Raw genomic sequence first — 18,713 nt, 5'->3', positions numbered from 1 at the left:
GCTCCGCACCCTCCTGCCGCGCCCACTCCGGCAGAAGGTCTGCGCCGACCCAGGAGCCGTTTTCCGCTGAGAAGTCGGCCTGAAGGATGACGCCCACCAGACCGTCGGAGGGAGAACCGGACAGCACTCCCGCCGCGTTCCAGTCGGAAGCGCGGGCACATAGGTAGCGACCCAGCTCTTGGGGCGAAAATTCCTGTACGCCGGAAAAACTGCGGGCGATGCCGCCGCTCACCAAGCTGCGCACCTGGTGCTGCAGCATCACCCATTGAGAGCGGGTGAGGTCCAACTGCTGCTGAAGGGGCTCCGGCGGGGCCCCGGGTGGTTCGGCGAGGTAGACGCGATGGGAATCGACCGCCTGCCAGCCCTGTGCCGTTTGGGTGAGCAGCGAATAGACCGCGTATTGGCCGTGCGGGTACTGCGGGCCCAGGATCGCGGTCTCAGGCGTGTATTCGTAAACAAGCTCTGTTTGGGCCACCTGGCAGGCCGGATGGACAGCCAGATAGCCCCGCCAGCTTATAAAACCAGAGCAAGCGCCGCCCGCCGGGAGAAGGGGCTCACCCAGCCAGGGCAGCTTCGCCTGCTCTTCGGGGGAGAGCACACCGACGAACCGGGAGGAATAGGAGAGATAATGGCCGCTCTCGGGGGTGGGTTCCTCTGTTTTCAAAGCTTTTTTTATAGCGTCAAGCTCGGCCGCGCCAGGGGGCTGCCAGGCGCCTTGCCCATCAGAGGCGCAGGAAGCCGCGCCGGAAGAAGGGGCCGAAGAGGCGGCCGCGCCGGGCGGGACGGCGCAGCCGCCCAGCAGTGAGGCCAGCGCGGCCCCGGCCACAAGCAGACAAACGGACCCTGAGAAGGTCATGGCAAAAGCCTCCTTTTGTGCGGCGCGGTGCTTCACCGAGCCGCGCTGAAACGCTTTTCTTTAGCTTAGCCTAAGGGAAATTGCCTGTCAAGTGCCGGGCGGGAGTGCGGGCGCGGCAAAAAATGCCTGTGGGAAAAAGAAAACAGGACACGCTGTTGGCTTGTTTGGAATGCTATAATTAAGAAAAAACAGAGGAGGAACGCGGTATGGCGGCAGCGCTGGATTATAAAAAAACAATGAAGGAACTCTATGGACCGGGCACAGAGCCGACGATCGTGACCGTGCCGCCCGCAAACTACGCGGCGGTGCGGGGCCGGGGCGACCCCAACCGGGAGGACGGGGAGTACAAACAGGCGGTGGGGCTTTTGTATGCGGTGAGCTACACCATCAAAACCAGCCGCCTGGGCGCGAAGGAGCTGCCCGGTTACTTTAATTACGTCGTTCCCCCGCTGGAGGGGCTGTGGTGGATGGACGGCGGGCGCGCCGGGGTGGACTATGCCAACAAGGAGGGGTTCTGCTTTATCTCGATGATCCGGCTGCCGGAGTTTGTGACCCCGGAGGCGCTGGAATGGGCCAAGGCGCAGGCGGCCGCCAAAAAGGGGCTGGACACCGGGAAGGTGGAGTTTTTGAGCCTGGAGGAGGGGGAGTGCTGCCAGTGCATGCACCTTGGCCCCTTTGACGACGAGCCCGCCACCATGGCGCGGATGGAGGCCTACGCGGCGGAACACGGCCGCCGCCCCGATTACAGCGAAACGCGCCGCCACCATGAGATCTACCTGAGCGACCCGCGCAAATGCGCGCCGGAAAAGCTGCGCACGGTGCTGCGGGTGCCGGTGGCCCGGCTGTGAGAGAACGGGCCAAAGACTGCGCACGGGGCGCGCTGGCTTTTGCGGGAGGCATGCGGCCGGGCGGGCTGGAAAAAACAAATGAAGGAGACAAGAGTATGAAGTACGGAAATTCGATGTTGGTGGTAAAGGACATGGAGGCCTCGAAGGCGTTTTACCGGCAGGTGCTGGGGCTGCATGTGACCGCGGACCTGGGCGCGAATGTGATCCTGACCGGCGGCCTTTCTTTGCAGACGCTGGAGAGCTGGGCGGGATTTATTCAAAAAGACCCCGCCGAGATCCACTTTGGGGGCCAGGCGGACGAGCAGTATTTTGAAGAGGAAAACTTCGACGCCTTTCTGGAGAAGCTGGCGGCCCTGCCGGGCATCCGTTATGTACACCCAGTGCAGGAATTTCCCTGGGGGCAGCGCGGAGTGCGCTTTTACGACCCGGACGGCCATATCATTGAGGTGGGCGAGAGCCTGAAGACCGTGTGCCGCCGCTTTTTGGACAGCGGCATGACCCTGGAACAGATCGCACAGCGCATGGACGTGCCGCTGCGCATGGTGAAAAGCCTCGCCCGGTGAGCGCGGGGCGGGCACTGGCCGCGCAGTCGCCAACAGGGTGTGCCTGAAGAATTTCGGCAGGCTGCGAGAGAAAACAATGCAAAAAGGGAGCCGTTCGGGATGGAACGGCTCCCTTTTTGCAGCAGATCAGCTTTTCTGGCGGAACAACCCATGCCCCGTACAGTAGAAATACCAGTCGGCCCGGCCGGCGGCGGGCAGGTGCGCTTCGGCCGCCTGCTCGGGCCAAAGCCGAACCAGGGTGACCCGGTCGTACCGCACACAGGCCAAAAATGAGATGAAATGGCCTTTTTCCATGGGGTGCTTCAGCTGGGCAAGCAGCCCGCCGTCCATTTCGGTGAGCCGCAGGGTGTGGGCTCCTTCGGCCGGCGCCGCCCTGAGCGGCGCCAGGGGCCTGCCGCAGCAGCTCACGGCGGCGTTGCCTGTGGAAAACACCACCTCGCCGCACACGGGGCACACATAAAATTGGATGCGCTTCATGTTTCCTCCTTCGCGGGGGCTTTGGCCCAGTTCGCCTGCCAGCAGGCGGCCGGGATCCACCCCCAGCTCCCCCGCCAGAGCCCCAAACAGCGAGAGGTCCGGGCAGCCGGCGCCCCGCTCCCACTTGGAGACGGTGCGGTCGCTCAGATGCAGCCGGTCGGCCAGCTGTTTTTGGGTCAGGCCTTTTTCAAGGCGCAGCGCGCGGATGAGCGCGCCGGTCTTTGCGGCGTCCATGGCGGCGCCCCCTTTCTGTAGGTAATCATACCTCGCGAAGCGGGATCTTTCAACCAACGCTCCGTGGAGCGGTGGAAAAGAGGGTGCGTTCAGGGAGCGGGCGCGGCGGCCAGCCCGGGGCGTTGCAGAGAGACGCGCCCGCGCCTCAGCCCTTGACGGCCCCGGCAAGGCCCTCCACAAAGTTTTTTTGGAAGAGCAGATACAGCACCAGCATGGGCACCGCCGTAATGATAAGCGCCGCGAACAGAAGATTGTACTGCACGCTGAAAATGCCCTTGAACGCCATGAGGCTCAGGGGGATGGTATTCAGCTTCTGGTCGGTGAGCAGCAGCAGCGGAAGAAGGAAGTTGTTCCAGCTGGTGACCAGGTTCAGGATGACGATGGTGGTGATGATGGATTTGGAAAGCGGCACAAAGATGTATACCAGGGCCTTGAGGTCGGTACAGCCGTCGATGATGGCGGCATCGGTGAGGTCGGAAGGCAGGCTGCGAAAATGCCCCACCATCAGGAGGGTGGAGAAGGGGATAGAGTTGGAGGCCACGCACAGGATCACGCCCAGGAGGGTGTTGTAAAGATGCAGACTTTTGTAGTGAAGGATCAGATTGATATACCCCACCGGCGCGATGACCAGGCCCAGCATGATGATGGTGTAAAAAACGAATCCCACCCGGGTCGCGAACAGTTTGTACAGCCCGTAAGAGAGAAGGATGGTGAGGATGAGCGAGACCGCGATGGTGCAGCCCGTTACCACCACGCTGTTGGAAAAGGCGGACACCAGGCTGCCCTGCACCACCGCATCGTAAAAATTGCGGAATTGAGGTGCAGAGGGAAGGCCGAGCGGGTCAAGCGACACCTCCCACCCTTCTTTCAACGAGGTGGAAATGACAAAATAGATGGGCATCAAAAGAAAAACGCTGTAAAGCGCTACCAGCAGCTTGCCGGCGATGCCGTGCGGGGTGATCTTTTTTTTCATATGGCTCTATTCCTCCAAAGCTGTTGAAACGGCGGCTACTGGATCGCGTCCTCCACACGCCTTGTGACAAAGTACTGGGCAAAATAGACAAAGAACAGGACCACGGAGAGCAGAACGCCCAAAGCGGCCGGTTTGCCGATGTTGGAAGTGGCCGTGAGGTTGCGGTAAATATAGACCGAGAGAGTATCGATGGGAGAGCTGCCGGAATAGCTGCCGCCCTGGCTCGTGAGAACAAAGATATAGTCGAAGGCAAGGGCGCCCGTGGTGATGGTGAGCAGCATGATGCGCAGCAGGGTGGGCATGAGCAGGGGCAGGGTGACATGGCGGAAGGTCTGAAAGGGGCCCGCACCCTCGACCTGCGCGACCTCGTACAGGTTTTGAGGGATGTTGTTGACCCCGGCGAGCATCATGGTGAGGGGGTAGCCAAGGTTTTGCCAGATGTGTACCAGCACAACGCACAGCACCGACAGACCCGCCACGCCAAGCCAGTTCTGCTGAAGCCTTTGCAGCCCCGCGGCACCCAGCAGGCTGTTGATCATACCGAGATTCGTATCGTACATATAGCCCCAGGTCAGGCCCACCACCGCGCCCGAGAGCACCAGCGGCGAAAAAAACAGGGTGCGGAAAAATTTGTTGATCCGCGTGTTCCTGTGGAGCACCAGGGTGAGGCACAGGGCGATGACAGTCTGGAGGATCAAAAGCGAAAAAATATAGATGAAGGTGTTCAGGATCACAATCTTTAGATGGGGGTCCAAAAAGACGTCGCGGAAATTTTGAAACCCAACGAAGGTCTTTTCGGGGGAGATGCCATTCCATTTGAAAAAGCCGGTGATGAACATCAAGACGTTCGGCCAAAGGCTGAACAGCACCCAGATCAGGGTGACGGGCACCACATAAAGAAGATATTTTGTTTTCTTTTTGTCCCAACGCATGTTCGCCGAGACCCCCTTTCCCCGTGGGGGACCGCCGCGCGGGCCAGGACCGCCTTTGTGGCTCTGGCCCGGGCGGCAGCCCCGGCAGGTTCCGTGTTATTTGTTTTTCAGATCCGCCTTGAGGAGGAAGGCCTCAAAGGCTGCCAACTCCTGGTCCACGTCCGCGCCGTTGAACAGGATGTTGGACAAAGTGTCCACCCAGGCGTTGTTCCAGATATCGGTCTTGCTGATCTGAGGGATGCCCATCATCTCCACAGAGCCGCTTTCGATGTAGGGAGCCAGAGTGTCGGCCCCTTCGAAGGTAGCCTCAACGCCGGTGACGCTGGGGCAGAACTTCACGGCGTTGGTATAGTCGGCGCAATGGTCGCTCAGGAAGTTGAGCCAGGTTTTTGCGGCCTCGATGTTCTTGGAGCTTTTGGGAATGCAGGTGATCTGGGCAGGCTCGCCGTACACGACGCCCGGTTTGGAAGCGGCGGGAATGGGCACAAAGCCGTAGTTGATGCCGGGCATGTCCTTATCGGCGGTGCCGAAGCACCAGGTGCCCATACAGACCATGGGAGCGCGGCCCTGGGCCAGCAGGGTGAGCGATTCGGCAAAACCGATCGCCTCGGAGTAATCGAACAGGACCTGGTTGTGATACATGTCGCTCATCTGCTGTATCACCTCGTAAGCGGCCGCGTTGTCCTTGATATTGGTGAGGGCGCCGCTGTCGATGCTTTCCATAAAAGCGTTGTAGCCCTGCATGCCTGCGGTCTCCAGAAGCAGGCCCTTGAAAAGCCAATCGGTGCGCACCTCTTTGCCGCAATAGGAAACGCCGTTCAGGCCGGCCGCCCGGAAGGAGGCGACGGCTGTTTTGAGCTCCTCGTAAGTCTCGGGGACCTTGACGGAATACTGCTGGAACAAGTCCTTATTGTAGACCAGGCCGATCATGTTATAGGCGTAGCTGAAGCCGTAGGGCTTGCCCTGGTAGGTCACCAGCTGCCTGGCGCCCTCGGTCATGCGTTCGGCACCGGCGGTATCGGAAAGATCCACCAGCATGCCCTCCGAGGCATATTTGAGGAATTTGTCGGCAAAGGGGTGCGAGTCGAACAGGTCCATGCCTTCGCCCACCAGAAGATTCGACTCCACGGTCATGTAATGGCTGCTGTTATCCTTGGAATAGATGAACTCGATGGTAATGTTGGGGTTTTCTTTGTGAAACTGCTGGGCAAGCGCCTCCCACACCTCTTTGTCTTCCAGGCGCCAGGTGACGTACTTGATGGTGACGGGCTCTTCGCCCTGTGCGGGAGCCGCCCCCGACCCTGAGGGAGACGGCGCGGCGGCGGGGGCGCCGCAGCCGCCCAGAAGCAGGGAGGCTGCGAGCCCGAAAGCGAGCAGAAGGCTTGCGGGTTTGAAATTCTTGTGCCAGATCTTCATTTTTTCTCCTCTTTTCTTTTATTGTATCAATTTGCTCCGGGCCCGGCGGCTCAGAGCTTGCTTGCGTTGTGGCGTGCCGCACCGGGGCCGGTTTCGCGGATGGCGAGAGCGGCCAAAAGGCCTGCGAGGCACGGCGCGATGCAGAGAAAGATGGCAAAACCATAGCTGGTGCGGGCGCTGAGGCTGCCGGCAAGGATGGGGGCCGCCAACCCCCCGGCAAAGCCGCAGGAGGTGATCAGAGAGAAGGCGGCGCCCACCCGGGCGGGGGTCATGCCCTCCAGTTCCATGGGCACCACGAACATGGGTGGGATCCAGATGCAGTTGCCGACGCCCACCAGCACAACGCCCGCGAGGCCGGGAGCTCCCGCGCCCCCGAAATAGATCAGCGCGATGCCGGCTGCTTTCAGGGCCTGCCCAAGCCAGAGAAGGGTCCTGCGCCTGCCGGTGCGGGCCATGACGTGGTATGCCGCAATCCCGCCGGCCACGCCGGCCACCGGGAAGAGGGTGGTGATGCGGTTGGCCGCCTGGATGGCCATGCCCCAGTCCCGCTGAAAGTAGGTGGGCAGCAGGGAGGTGACCACCGAAAAGCTGATGAAATCGCACACGAACGCGATCAGGAGCAGCCGGATCTCCCTGCGCCGCACAAGGCCCCTGTATATCCCTTTTTCCGCCGGACAGACCGTACCGGGGGCCGAAGCCGCGAGGGGGCCTTCCTCCCGCGCGAGGGGCAGCCACAGGGCCAGGACCGCGAGGCTGAAAAATCCCCACACCGAAAGGGCGGCCTTCCAGGAGCCGGCGAAAGCGGCTGTCAGAGGCAGGGTGAGCGCGAACACCAGGATGTTGCCCAGGTATGGCAGCAGCGCGTTGGCCGTATCCATTTTGACCCGCTGCGGGGGAGAATACCAGCGCATGATCGCAGCGCCGATGAAGGGGGTGCTCAGCCCGAAGCCGGCCCCGTAGACGATGCGGCCGATGCAGAACAAAAGAAAGTTCTCGGCGAACAAGTTCAGCACGATGCCAAGGCCGCCCAGCAGCAGCGCAAGGGCATAGGTCTTTTTCAGGCCGACCCTGGCCAGCAAATAAGAGCCGCCCAAAGAAAACAGGATGATGGGAAGAAAAACGACCGAAATCCCAAAGCTGCTGGCCGCGGGATCAATGCGGTATTCCTGCTCGAGCAGGGTCAGGACCGCGGAGGGGCTCATCTGAGCGACATACAAAAACAGGGTCCCCGAGAGGATGAGCGCCGTCAGGAGAGATAGACTGTTCTTTTTGAAGGGCATTGTGCGTTCCCATATCCTTTCCGGCGGTGGCCGCTTTATACGCCCCTGGCAGCGTTCCCGCCGGCGATGCGGCCGAAGGTGAGCGCCAGAGAATGACTGAACCCGGGAACGGTGAGGGGATACCCCACGGCGACCCGGTTGCCCTGCACGTTGCCGGCGGCATAAAGCCCGGGGATGATACGGCCGGCCGTGTCGTAAACATGGGTCTCTTCGTCGCACTGAAGGCCGAACAGCACGGCGAGAAGATTTGCGGGAGTGAGCTTGGCCGCATAAAAGGGCCCCTTTTCCACCGGGAACATGCGGCCCGGGGCCTTGCCGAAATCCTCGTCGTTTTGGCTGCGGCAAAGGTCGTTGTAGCGCCTGATGGAGGCGAGGGCGGTCTCAGAAGGCAGGCCGGTGCGCTCGATCAGGTCCTCTAGGGTGTTCGCCCGCAGCAGGCGGCCGCTCTCCCGCGCGGCTTCGATGAGCCGGGGCGAGACCACATTATCGGTGGTGTTCAGCCCTGCGAACACCTCGCCCGAATCAAACGCCTCGTCTTCCAGGACATACGAGACGGTGCCGTGGCTCAGATAGACGTGAGGGATCTGCCGGCGCCAGTTGCTGTCGACAAACTGCCAGGCTGTTTTGTCCGGCAGGGTCTCGAGCTGCTCGTGGATCTGGAGACCGGGGACATCCTCGTTTACAAAGCGCAGGCCGCGGGAATCCAGAAGCAAAAAGTCCGAGCAGCCGAACACGCTGCCCATGTGGTGTGCCAGCGGCGCCGGCGGCTGATCCTGCAGCTTGGCACCGACCCACAGACCCATTTTGTGCCCGTCCCCCGTGTTGGAGGGATTATCGTTTTTATCGTAACTGTTCCAGTACTGGGGCGTATTGGCGGAATAAGGTAAGAAGCGCTGCAGCATCGCCTTGTCGTTCATAAAATCCCCTGTGGCGAGGATCACGCCGCTTTTTGCGCGGGCCTCGATATAGCTGCCGTTCCCGTCCTGGGCTACGACGCCCTGCACGCGGCCCCCGCCCTGCCGGAGCAGCTTGAGCACACGGGTGGAATAGAAGGCCTGCACGTTGCCCGTGCCCTCGGCGGCCGCCAGGTTCGCCTTCAGGACGGGCACATGGGTGGGCCGAATGAAAACGTTGTACTGGTAACAGGAAAAGCGCTCGGGCCGCGTTTCGTCGTAGGCATCCGGCAGGGGATACCGCTTGGGCTGCACCCAGCACTTGCACCCCGGGGGAGGGGACTCGGTGAAACTGGGCAGGACCACCAGATCCGGGTATGCGCTGACGTACCAGTCGAACGCTTCGCCCGCGTGCAGCGCCCATTTGCGAAGCACATTCTGGCTGACCTTATAGCCCATGTCGCGCATTAGGTCGTTTACCAGGCGGACCCTGTCGACCTGGCTTCTGCCCCAGGTCTCGGCGAGCTTGCTGCCAAAGGTCGTGAAATCGCCGGTCCGGCCCTGCACCGTCTCGCATTTTTCAAACAGCAGTACGCTTGCGCCTTGTTCCGCGGCCTGGCGCACGGCTGCCACCCCCGCCAGGCCGCCGCCCACCACGACCACGTCCGCTTCAAGAGAGGATGTGATGGCCGAAGCGGGGATCTCGGGCTCGCGGCCGAGCCAGGCTTCTGTTTTGTATACGTTTATCATAGGGTGCCCTCCTGCTCATTTTGTGTAAAGGGAGAGATAGCAGCCAGGCCTGCACCTGCGCCGCTTTGACCCCATTATAAATTCGCCCGCCGGTTTGGATAACTATCACTTGTGACGGTTCACCCGCCGCAAACCGCTTTTTGCGCCGCCTTCAACAGCAAAACAAGCGCTGGCCAGCGCTTTGCAGCCGGCTGGGGCGTTTGGGCCGAAGGGAACTTTTACCTGCCGAATGCACTGTAAATATGCGGCGAAATATGGTATATATAGAACAATTCCTCGCATTTCGAGCTTTTTCGCGGCGGAAGCTCGGGCCTGGGGAGGCCCGAGGGCGAGCGCCGGTGCAGAAGGGGGCAGTTTTGATGGAACCAAAGGACGCAAAGATATTGAACCGAAAGCGGATCAACAAAAGCCTGAACAGGATATATTCGTATCCGCTGTTCATCCTGAAAGCGCCCGTCGGGTATGGAAAAACCGTGGCCATGAAAAACTTTTTGCGATCCAAAAACGCCGACGTGATCCAGATATCGCTTTCGGGGGCGGGCGGCTCGGTGGAGTATGCCTGGGAGAGGATGTGCCGTAGGCTGGAAAAGCTGTTCCCGGGGCTGGGACGGCAGCTGAAAAAGGTGGGCCGCCCCGGCAGTGCGGGAAGGATCGCCAGCGCCATTGAGCTGTTGAGCGAATGGACGTTTGAGAAGCCTCTGCTGGTGGTGATCGACGATTTTCAGCTGATGGAGAACAGCGATTTTTTGCGGTTCCTGAAGCTGGCGGCGAAAGAGAGGATCGGCAACCTGCACTTCGTCTTTCTGACCAGGGAACTCACGGATGCCGCCCTGCTGGAATACGCCCAAAAACAGCTGTGCTATATTTTGACAGAGCAGGAACTGAAGTTCACCCGTGAGGAGACCAAGGCGTATTTTGATTTGGTGGATACCCCGCTCACAGAGGCCACACTGGACGAAGTGTGCCGGTACACCGACGGCTGGATCGCCATGATCTGTATGGCGACCCAGAGCGTGCGGCAGGGGCTGCCCCTGGACAAAACAAGCGCGCTGGACGAATTTATTGAGACAAACGTTTACGCGAAGCTGGACGGTACCCTGAAACAGATTTTGCTCAAGCTGTCGCTGTTCGACGGGTTTACGGCGGGCATGGCGATGTGGATACTGGAAGACGAGGAGGAACAGCGGCACCTGAAAAAGCTGATGAGCGACAGGACCCTGCTTTCGCTGGATGAGCGCTCGGGCAATTACCGGGTACAAAGCCTGATGAAAACCTTCCTGGTGAACAAGGGGCTTTGGCAGGGAAGCCGGCGCAGCGACCTGTTCGACCGGGCGGGCGAGTGGTACATCCGCCGCGGCGATTACGCGAGCGCGTTTGAACAGTATTACCGGGCGGGGAACATGGAGGCGATCCTGAAGATTTTGGACCCCGACAATGCGCCGGACATTCCCTACGACCAGTTCGACCAGATCCAAAGGGTGTTTGAGAACCTGCCCAAAGAGCTTTGCATGAGATACCCGGTGGCGTATCTGAAATATATACGGATCTTCGCGCTGCGGGGAGAGCCCAACCAGTGCAAAAGCCGGCTGATCGTAATGAAGGAGGACGTGAAGAATTCGAATTACAGCGAGGGCATCAAGACGCTGCTGTTGGCGGAGATCGAGACCCTGTGGACCCTCCTGTACTTCAACGATATGGAAAAAATGCTGGATTGCAGCCTGAGAGCGCTGAGCCTTTTTGACGGGGGACGTTCCAGCATCGTGACCAAAAGCGCGGATTTTTCCTTCGGCTGCCCGGAGCTGCTGTTCTCGTATTTCCGGCAAAGAGGAAAGCTGTTTCACACGATGCAGTTCATCGCAAACAATTTTGACGTTCTGCAGCTGGTGTTCGGCGGGTGCGGAACGGGTTGCGACTCGCTGGTAAAGGCGGAATACGCACTGGAGACCGGGCGGTTCGAGGAGGTGGAGCTGAACGCGCACAAGGCCATTTACAAGGCGCGGGACGCGGGCCAGGCCTCGGTCGTTTTGTGCGCCCAGTTCTGCCTGGCCCGGCTGTTCATCTGCACAGACCGGATAGGGGATGCGGAGACCGCGCTGAAAAGCATGCGCCAGGAAACGGCCGGCAAAAACAACCCGGTGCTTGAGACCGCCTGTGAGCTGACCACCGGGTATCTTGCCGCCTGCCTGCGCAAGGCCGAAGGGGTCGCCACTTGGCTTGTGCAGGGGGATACGACGGGCGCGAGCTTTTTGGCGCAGGGAAAGCCGTACTACTATATCGTGTATGGAAAGGCGCTGCTGTTGCAGGAGGAATATCTGAAGCTTGCGTCGCTGTGCGAGTGTATGCTGCTGCTTTACAGCGAGACCGGAAACCGGCTGGGCGTTTTGTATGCCCAGCTCTACCAGGCGATCGCACAGCGGCACCTGCGCGGGACCGAGGCCGCGGCAAAGGCAGTGGAGGAAGCCCTTTTGGCGGGCCAGGCGGACAATATTGTGCTGCCCTTTGCGGAGAACGCCGGTTACATTTTGGAGGACCTTGCGGAGCGGGCGCAGGCCGCCGGCTGCGGCAGGGCGTACACCGACCGGCTGCTGGCCTGCTGCGCGGGGTATGAGAGCGCGGTGAGGGGAGCGCAGGCAAACCGCATTGATTTGACCGAGCGGGAACGGGAGGTGCTTCTGCTGCTGGAAAAGGGGTGGAAGCACTCGGACATCGGCAGGGAACTGTTTGTGTCGATCACCACCGTGCGCTATCACGTGAGGAATATTTACACCAAGCTGGAGGTCAACGACAAGGTGCTGGCGATCAAAAAGGCGCGGGAGCTGAAGCTGATCTGAGCCGGGACAGACTTTTTACAGCGGGGCAAAAAGCAGAAAAAGCGCGCCAGGCGGAAAATTTTCCGCCTGGCGCGCTTTTGCCCTGTTGTGCAAAAAAGGAAGGGGCATTTGCCGGTTTTTGCCCCGGGACTGTCAGGAGTGATAGTGCGAAAATAAAAGGGCCTGCCCTATAATGGGAACTGTAAACAGCCCCTGGGGCAGAAAAAAGTGGGGGTAAAAACGCAAAAAGGAGCAGATGGGATGAGCGGCAACCTGGAAAAGATAAAGCGCTCGTACGCGTGCAGCGCGGCGGGCGATCTGCCCGGGATCCTGCAGGATTTCAGCGAAGAGGGCGTTTGGACGGACATGGCGGGAGGCCCGCACAGCGGCAGGTTTACGGGCCCGAAAGAGGTGCTGAAGCATGTGTTTGGCGGCAGCATCGGCGAATGGGATCGGTTTGCATGCGTTCCGGAGGAGTACTTTGAGGACGTGGACCGGAACGTGGTGGTGATGGTGGGCCACTATGAGGGGATACACCGGATCACCCGCAGGAGCATGTGGGTGAGGACGGCGCACCTGTGGCGCTTTGAAGGGGGCAGGATCGTGAGTTATGAGCAGTTTGCGGACACAAAGCTGCTATGGGACGCCGTGACGCCCGCAGCGGAAGGCGGCGGCCCGCACGCATAAACCGGGCCGCCCCGCAACACACGGCAGAAAGGACGGTGCAGGATAAATGCCTGTGAAAAATATGTATTCTTATTGGGCCAAGCAACCAGAGACGCTGGCCGCGCTTGTGCAGGAGAGGGAGGCGCTTACCCAGCCCTTCGTGCGCCTTTTCCGGGCCGCAGGCCCGGACCGGCTGTATCTGATCGGGAGCGGATCGTCGTTTAACGCCGCGCGGGCGGCGGCGCCTTTTATGCAGGAAATGCTGGGCATTGAGACCGGCGCGTTTACCCCCACGGCCTTTCCGGGCGTTTTCAGCGACAGGCCGCTTGTCGTTTTATTATCGCAGGGGGGTTCCTCCACCAACATGCTGGCCGCGGCGGAAGCCCTGGCGCCCCACCCCCTGATCGCTGTGACAGGCGAGGCGGAATGCGAGCTGGCAAGGCGGGTGAAACACCACATGCTGATCGGCTGCGGTGAGGAGCTGGCCGGGCCCAAGACCATGGGATACACCGCATCGGTGATGTGCCTGTACCTGTGCGCGCTGGAAGCCGGCCGCGCGGCGGGGAAGCTGGAGGGCGCAGGATACACCGCAACTCTGGGTATTCTTGCGCGGGCGTGCGAGGATATGCGCCGCAACCTGGCGCGCACAGAGAGCTGGTTCGCACAGAATCTGGAGCGGCTGAAGAAGATCAAAAAGTACGTTTTGGTGGGAAACGGCTGCGGCGCGGCGGCTGCGGCGGAAGGGGCACTCAAAATTTTAGAGACCGTGCGCGTTCCCGCGCTGGCCTATGAATTTGAGGAATATCTGCATGGGCCTGTTTTTTCCACCGACGAGGAGCTGGGCGGGATCTTTTTTGCCGGCCCGCAGGAGAACGAGCGCCTTTTGGGCCTTGCCGGATGCCACGCCGCCCATTCAAAGTACACCTTTGTGCTGAGGCCCGGGGAAACCGAGCAGGGGCAGGGAGATCTTGCCCTGTGCATGACGGGCGCCCCCTACACCCAGATCTTTGAGTTTTTGCCGGCGCCGCAGCTTATAGCCGCAAGGCTGCCGGAGATCCTGGAGATCCCGGATGGGCTGGCTGTGTTCCGGGAATTTTCGAGCCGGTGGCCGACAAAATTCGGCGGCGGCAGATAGGGGGGGCCTGCTATGCAGTATGTGATCGGGATCGACAGCGGGGGCACTAAGTATCTGGTAAAGGCCCTGGACCTGGCCGGCAACACCCTTGCCGAATTTACGGGGGAGCCGGCCAGCCATTACCGCGTTTCGGAAAAGGAGGCGCTGCGCAGAATCGAGCGGAATATCGGCTGCTGCCTGGCGCAGTTCGGCGCTAAGCCGGAGGACTGTGTTTGCCTTGTCTGCGGTACGACCGGGCTGGATTCGGATGGAGACCGGCGGACGATCGAAGGAATGTACCGCTTGCTGCCGGGGTTTCGCTGCCCGGAATTTTTTGTGAACGACGCGGAGGCGGCGCATTTTGCAGCGACGGGCGGGGTGGGAGTGGTGGTGATTGCAGGCACGGGATCCATTGCGTACGGCCGGAACTCCCAGGGCGAGACCGCCCGCTGTGGAGGATGGCCGCTGTGCATTTTTGGGGACGAGGGCTCGGGCGCATGGATCGCCCGCCAGGGACTTTATCACCTGACCCTGTGGTTCGACGGGCAGGCGCCGCGCTCATGCCTGACCGAGTGCCTGTGTGAAACGCTGTGCATCCGGGACCGAAAAGACCTGCTGGAGATCTGCCGCCAGATCGACACCGGCGGGTGGAAGGACCCAGGCCTGGCGGCTCTGACGGATCGGGCGGCCGACGCCGGCGACGAGGCGGCCGCCCGGATCATCGAAGCCGCCGCCCGGCATACCTGCCGGCTCGCGGAGGCGGTCATTGAGCCGCTGGGGCTGGATCGAGAAAAAAGCTTTAAAGCCGGGGCCTGGGGCAGCGCCATTGTAAAAAGCCAGCGGCATTTTAGGGCCTTCCGGCAGGGGCTGCTGACAAAATACCCGGGGGCTGAGGTGCTGATCGCGGAGCGGGACGCAGCGGACGGCGCGGGCCGGATGGCTTTGTGCAGATTTCAAAAGGAGAGATAAAGGAATGAAGAGCGTATTGGTAACGGGCGCCGCCTCGGGCCTGGGCCGGCATTTGGCTCTGGCGTATGCGGGGGAGGGCTGCCGGGTTTACGCGGCGGACCGGGACCGGGGAGGACTGGAGACGCTGGAGAGCGAGCGGATCGTGCCCCTTGTGATGGATATTGCACAGCCCGAGGCGTGGGACAAAACGGCGCTGCCCCGGATCGAGACGGAGGGAGGGCTGGATGCGGTGGTGGCCTGCGCGGCCGTGATGCGCCTGGGAAACGCTGAGGACTGCCTGATGGAAGACTGGCAATTTGTGAACAGCGTGAACCTGACGGCCCAGTTCATCACCGCGAAAAAGACCTTGAAATATCTGAAAGTCCGCCGCGGCAGCCTTCTTTTTATCGGTTCCCCAGCCGCGAGGTTGGCCGTGCGGGACGAGGTGTGCTACGTGACCTTTAAACACGCCCTGTGCGGGCTGAGCAAATCCATCGCCTTTGATTTTGGGGCAGAGGGGGTGCGCTGCAACGTGCTGCACCCCGGCTGGATGCGAACGGCGATGTCGGACCGGGAGATGGAGGAGATCATGGAGCGGCGGGGCCTCACGCTGGAGGAGGCATATGCATACGTGACCCGGTTTGTGCCGCTCAAGCGCCCCGGCGGCCTGGATGAGATCGCCGGCGCGGCCCTGTTTCTGACCTCGGACAAGGCCTCTTACATCACCGGCGCGGAGCTGATGGCGGACGGGGGGCTGACCGTGGTGGACCCCGGCATGGTGGGCTTTTTGTGAACAGGAGCAAAAAACGGCGGCAAAACCAAATATCAGCGGGAGCGGCAGCGCCTTTAAGGCGCTGCCGCTCCCGCTGATGGGTCGGATCTTGAATTTCAGTACGCCTTGCCCCAGTAGACCATGAGGTTTGCGGGCTTGCCGCAGCAGGGGCAGGTGTCGGCCAGATGCTCCTGATCAAAGGGCATGCAGCGGCTGGAGAGGCCCGCCTCCTCCTTCATTTTTTCTTCGCAGGCAAGGCTGCCGCACCACATGGTCTTGATGTAACCGTTGTTTTCTTCGGCCAGGCGCTTGACCTCTTCCATGCTGGCGGCGGCCCAGGTGCGCTTTTCGCGGTTTTCCAGCGCGCGCTGGTAGAGGTTCTGCGCCAGCTCGCTCAGAAGGCGCGGGATCTCGGTTTCCAGCTCGTCCAGGCTGACGAAATATTTTTCGCGGGTGTCGCGGCGGACCAGGACGCACTGGTTTTTCTCGATGTCTTTGGGGCCGAGCTCGAGGCGCAGGGGCACGCCCTTCATCTCCCACTGGCTGAACTTCCAGCCGGGGCTGTTGTCGCTGTCGTCCAGCTTGACGCGGGCGAACGTTGCCACCCGGGCGGCCACCTCCTGCGCTTTTTCGGCCACGCCGGGCTTGTGGGCCGCGATGGGCAGCACCACCACCTGGTAGGGGGCCACGGCCGGGGGGAGGATGAGGCCCTCGTCGTCGCCGTGGGTCATGATAATGGCACCCACCAGCCGGGTGGAAACGCCCCAGCTGGTCTGGAAGGGGTATTGCAGCTGGTTGTCGCGGCCGGTGAACTGCACCCCGAAGGCGCGGGAGAAGCCGTCGCCAAAATAGTGGCTGGTGCCGCTTTGCAGGGCCTTGCCGTCGTGCATCATGGCCTCGATGGAATAGGTGGCCTCGGCGCCGGCAAACTTTTCCTTATCGGTCTTTTTGCCCTTGACCACCGGGATCATGAGGCTTTTTTCGCAGAACTCGGCATAAGTATTGAGCTGCTGCTCGGTCTCGGCAATGGCCTCGGCCTCGGTCTCGTGGATGGTGTGGCCCTCCTGCCACCAGAACTCGCGGCTGCGCAGGAAGGGGCGGGTGGTCTTTTCCCACCGGACCACGCTGCACCACTGGTTGTACTTCATGGGCAGATCGCGCCAGGAGTGCAGCACGTGGGCAAAGTGGTCGCAGAACAGGGTCTCGCTGGTGGGGCGCACGCACATGCGCTCTTCCAGCTGCTCGCCGCCGCCGTGGGTGACCCAGGCGACCTCGGGCGCGAAGCCCTCGACATGGTCCTTTTCCTTTTGCAGCAGGCTTTCCGGGATGAAAAGGGGCATGGCCACGTTTTCGTGGCCGGTGGCTTTGAACATGCCGTCGAGGATATGCTGGATGTTCTCCCAGATGGCGTAGCCGTAGGGGCGCAGGATCATGCAGCCCTTCACGGTGGAATAGTCCACCAGTTCGGCTTTGAGGCACACGTCGGTATACCACTGGGCAAAATCCTGGTTGATGGGGGTGATGGCCTCCACCAGTTTTTTCTTTTGTTCGCTCATTCTTTTTTCTCCTTTGCCAAAAAACAAGCCCCCGCTTGGAACGGGGGCAATTTTAAAATGCGCGGCTCAGCTGTTTTCCTCGATATAGCGGACCACGTCCCCCACGGTCTTGAGGCCTTCCACCGCCTCGTCGGGGACTTCCACGCCGAATTCGTCTTCCAGGCTCATGACCATATCTACCACGTCCAGGCTGTCGGCCTCGAAGTCTTCCAGGATGTCGCTTTCCATGGTGATCTTCTCTTCCTCGATGTCGAGCTGTTCCGCCAAAAGCTCACGGATGCGTTCGAAAGTGTCCATATCCTTAAAACTCTCCTTAATTCGCGCTGGCCCCGGGAGGCCGCGATTTATACTACTACATTTTATAGCCTATCCGCCGGGGGTTGTCAAGGCCCAGAGCAAAGTTTTTTCTTGTACAATCGGCTGTTAGAATGTATAATAAAACATAAGATGGGTGGGTGCAAGGCTGCGCCGCCACGGGGAGGGAAACGGCATGACCCTGGAATTCACCAAGATGCAGGGCTGCGGCAACGATTACATTTATGTGGACTGCTTTTCCGGGATGCCGGAAAACGTGCCCGAGCTGGCCAGAAAGCTGAGCCCCCGCCACTTTGCGGTGGGGGCGGACGGGCTGATCTGCATCTGCAAGAGCGAGACGGCCGACGCGCAGATGCGCATGTTCAACGCCGACGGCAGCGAGAGCAAAATGTGCGGCAACGGCATCCGCTGTGTGGCCCAGTGGCTGTATGAGCGGGGCCGCGCGGGCGAAACGATGACCGTGGACACCCTGGCCGGGCCCAAGACCATCCGCCGGGTGGCCGAGGGCCAGTGGCAGGTGGACATGGGTTTTGCGGAGTTTTTGCCCGAGCGGGTGCCGGTGCAGGGGCTTGGAGCCGGGCCTGTGGTGGGCGCGGAGCTGATGGTGCGGGGCCGCGCCTGGCCCGTGACCTGCATTTCCATGGGCAACCCCCACTGCGTGAGCGTGGTGGAGGATGTGGCCGGGGTGGACCTGCCCGCCCTGGGGCCCTGCTTTGAGCACCACTCGGCTTTCCCCGAAGGGGTGAACGCCGAGTTTATCCAGCTGCTGGGGCCCGGGCATTTGAAAATGCGGGTGTGGGAGCGGGGCACGGGCGAGACCTTTGCCTGCGGTACCGGCGCCTGCGCCAGCGCGGCGGCTAGCGTGGCGCTGGGGCTGTGCCCGCCCGACACGGACATTCGGGTGGAGCTGACCGGAGGCACCCTGGTGATCCGGGTGGGCGGCGACCGCCGCGTGCTCATGACCGGCCCGGCGGTGACCGCGTTTACCGGGAGCGCCGAGGTATAAAGGCATTCTGCCCCGGCCGGGGCAATAAGATACAAAAGGCAAGGAGAGGGTTTGAGATGGAAGAATTGAAGAAACTGCTGGAGAGCAGGCCCACCCTGTATCTGGCCACCGTGGAGGGGTATCTGCCCCGGGTGCGGCCCATCAACCATTACATGATCTACAACGGATACTTTTATATTGCCATGGGCAAGCACAAGGAGGCCTACAAGCAGCTGCTGGACAACACCAACCTGGAGCTGTGCGCCGATCTGGGCGAACAGCGGCTGCTGCGCATTCAGGGCACGGTGAACTTTGACCGCAGCCC

18 protein-coding genes are annotated in these 18,713 nt (G+C 61.2%); 9 read left to right on the top strand and 9 right to left on the bottom strand.

Translation table 11 applies throughout. From position 1 onward, the window contains the following. Positions 1-856, bottom strand: an 856-nt coding sequence (locus ACMLHZ_RS10520) for a hypothetical protein (RefSeq protein WP_418667676.1), incomplete at its 3' end; no start/stop codon positions are given. Between the two features lie 206 nt (positions 857-1,062). Here ACMLHZ_RS10520 and ACMLHZ_RS10515 point away from each other — a divergent pair. Beyond that, on the top strand, positions 1,063-1,704 hold the full coding sequence (locus ACMLHZ_RS10515) for a GyrI-like domain-containing protein (RefSeq protein ID WP_418667675.1): 642 nt from the start codon (positions 1,063-1,065) through the stop codon (positions 1,702-1,704). 95 nt (positions 1,705-1,799) lie between these two features. Next, positions 1,800-2,267 carry a VOC family protein gene (locus tag ACMLHZ_RS10510; protein ID WP_418667674.1) on the top strand — a complete coding sequence of 156 codons (468 nt, stop codon included), beginning with the start codon at positions 1,800-1,802 and terminating at the stop codon, positions 2,265-2,267. Positions 2,268-2,393: 126 nt separating this feature from the next. On the opposite strand, the gene ACMLHZ_RS10505 is transcribed toward ACMLHZ_RS10510, so the two are convergent. The 6 genes from ACMLHZ_RS10505 to ACMLHZ_RS10480 form a co-directional block, all read right to left on the bottom strand. Beyond that, positions 2,394-2,978 (bottom strand): helix-turn-helix domain-containing protein, encoded by a 585-nt coding sequence (locus ACMLHZ_RS10505; protein WP_418667673.1) that lies wholly within the window; start codon positions 2,976-2,978, stop codon positions 2,394-2,396. Between the two features lie 145 nt (positions 2,979-3,123). Continuing rightward, a complete protein-coding gene (locus tag ACMLHZ_RS10500; RefSeq protein ID WP_418667672.1) occupies positions 3,124-3,951 on the bottom strand; it encodes a carbohydrate ABC transporter permease in 828 nt (275 codons plus the stop codon). Between the two features lie 35 nt (positions 3,952-3,986). Continuing rightward, complete coding sequence (locus tag ACMLHZ_RS10495; RefSeq protein ID WP_418667671.1) at positions 3,987-4,883, bottom strand: carbohydrate ABC transporter permease; 897 nt, start codon at positions 4,881-4,883, stop codon at positions 3,987-3,989. Positions 4,884-4,979: 96 nt separating this feature from the next. Continuing rightward, entirely contained in the window at positions 4,980-6,299 is a 1,320-nt protein-coding gene (locus ACMLHZ_RS10490) for an ABC transporter substrate-binding protein (RefSeq protein WP_418667670.1), read from the bottom strand. 50 nt (positions 6,300-6,349) lie between these two features. Next, complete coding sequence (locus ACMLHZ_RS10485; RefSeq protein ID WP_418667669.1) at positions 6,350-7,579, bottom strand: CynX/NimT family MFS transporter; 1,230 nt, start codon at positions 7,577-7,579, stop codon at positions 6,350-6,352. A 35-nt stretch (positions 7,580-7,614) separates the two neighbouring features. Continuing rightward, positions 7,615-9,222 (bottom strand): FAD-dependent oxidoreductase, encoded by a 1,608-nt coding sequence (locus ACMLHZ_RS10480; protein ID WP_418667668.1) that lies wholly within the window; start codon positions 9,220-9,222, stop codon positions 7,615-7,617. Positions 9,223-9,581: 359 nt separating this feature from the next. Between ACMLHZ_RS10480 and ACMLHZ_RS10475 the strand changes: the two genes are divergently transcribed. The 5 genes from ACMLHZ_RS10475 to ACMLHZ_RS10455 all read left to right on the top strand — a co-directional run bounded on the left by ACMLHZ_RS10475 (position 9,582) and on the right by ACMLHZ_RS10455 (position 15,553). Then, entirely contained in the window at positions 9,582-12,053 is a 2,472-nt protein-coding gene (locus ACMLHZ_RS10475) for a LuxR C-terminal-related transcriptional regulator (RefSeq protein ID WP_418667667.1), read from the top strand. A gap of 240 nt (positions 12,054-12,293) precedes the next feature. Next, on the top strand, positions 12,294-12,719 hold the full coding sequence (locus ACMLHZ_RS10470) for a nuclear transport factor 2 family protein (protein WP_418667666.1): 426 nt from the start codon (positions 12,294-12,296) through the stop codon (positions 12,717-12,719). A 61-nt stretch (positions 12,720-12,780) separates the two neighbouring features. Then, positions 12,781-13,833 (top strand): SIS domain-containing protein, encoded by a 1,053-nt coding sequence (locus tag ACMLHZ_RS10465; RefSeq protein ID WP_418667677.1) that lies wholly within the window; start codon positions 12,781-12,783, stop codon positions 13,831-13,833. Positions 13,834-13,845: 12 nt separating this feature from the next. Beyond that, positions 13,846-14,781 (top strand): BadF/BadG/BcrA/BcrD ATPase family protein, encoded by a 936-nt coding sequence (locus ACMLHZ_RS10460; protein WP_418667665.1) that lies wholly within the window; start codon positions 13,846-13,848, stop codon positions 14,779-14,781. Positions 14,782-14,785: 4 nt separating this feature from the next. Beyond that, on the top strand, positions 14,786-15,553 hold the full coding sequence (locus tag ACMLHZ_RS10455; protein ID WP_418667664.1) for an SDR family NAD(P)-dependent oxidoreductase: 768 nt from the start codon (positions 14,786-14,788) through the stop codon (positions 15,551-15,553). A gap of 95 nt (positions 15,554-15,648) precedes the next feature. Here ACMLHZ_RS10455 and proS read toward each other — a convergent pair whose 3' ends face one another. Further along, positions 15,649-17,088, bottom strand: a complete 1,440-nt coding sequence (gene proS, locus ACMLHZ_RS10450; protein WP_418667663.1) for a proline--tRNA ligase — start codon at positions 17,086-17,088, stop codon at positions 15,649-15,651. A 66-nt stretch (positions 17,089-17,154) separates the two neighbouring features. Then, positions 17,155-17,385 carry an acyl carrier protein gene (gene acpP, locus ACMLHZ_RS10445; protein ID WP_177562807.1) on the bottom strand — a complete coding sequence of 77 codons (231 nt, stop codon included), beginning with the start codon at positions 17,383-17,385 and terminating at the stop codon, positions 17,155-17,157. Positions 17,386-17,578: 193 nt separating this feature from the next. Here acpP and dapF point away from each other — a divergent pair, with 193 nt between their 5' ends. After that, complete coding sequence (gene dapF / locus ACMLHZ_RS10440; RefSeq protein WP_418667662.1) at positions 17,579-18,409, top strand: diaminopimelate epimerase; 831 nt, start codon at positions 17,579-17,581, stop codon at positions 18,407-18,409. 56 nt (positions 18,410-18,465) lie between these two features. Continuing rightward, the coding region (locus ACMLHZ_RS10435) for a pyridoxamine 5'-phosphate oxidase family protein (RefSeq protein WP_418667661.1) at positions 18,466-18,713 on the top strand (248 nt) is incomplete at its 3' end.

Source organism: Allofournierella sp. (assembly GCF_048388525.1).
Classification (GTDB): Bacteria; Bacillota; Clostridia; order Oscillospirales; family Ruminococcaceae; genus BQOK01.
The sequence above is the reverse complement of the archived record's forward strand: the minus strand, read 5'-3'. Positions and strand labels throughout refer to the sequence as shown.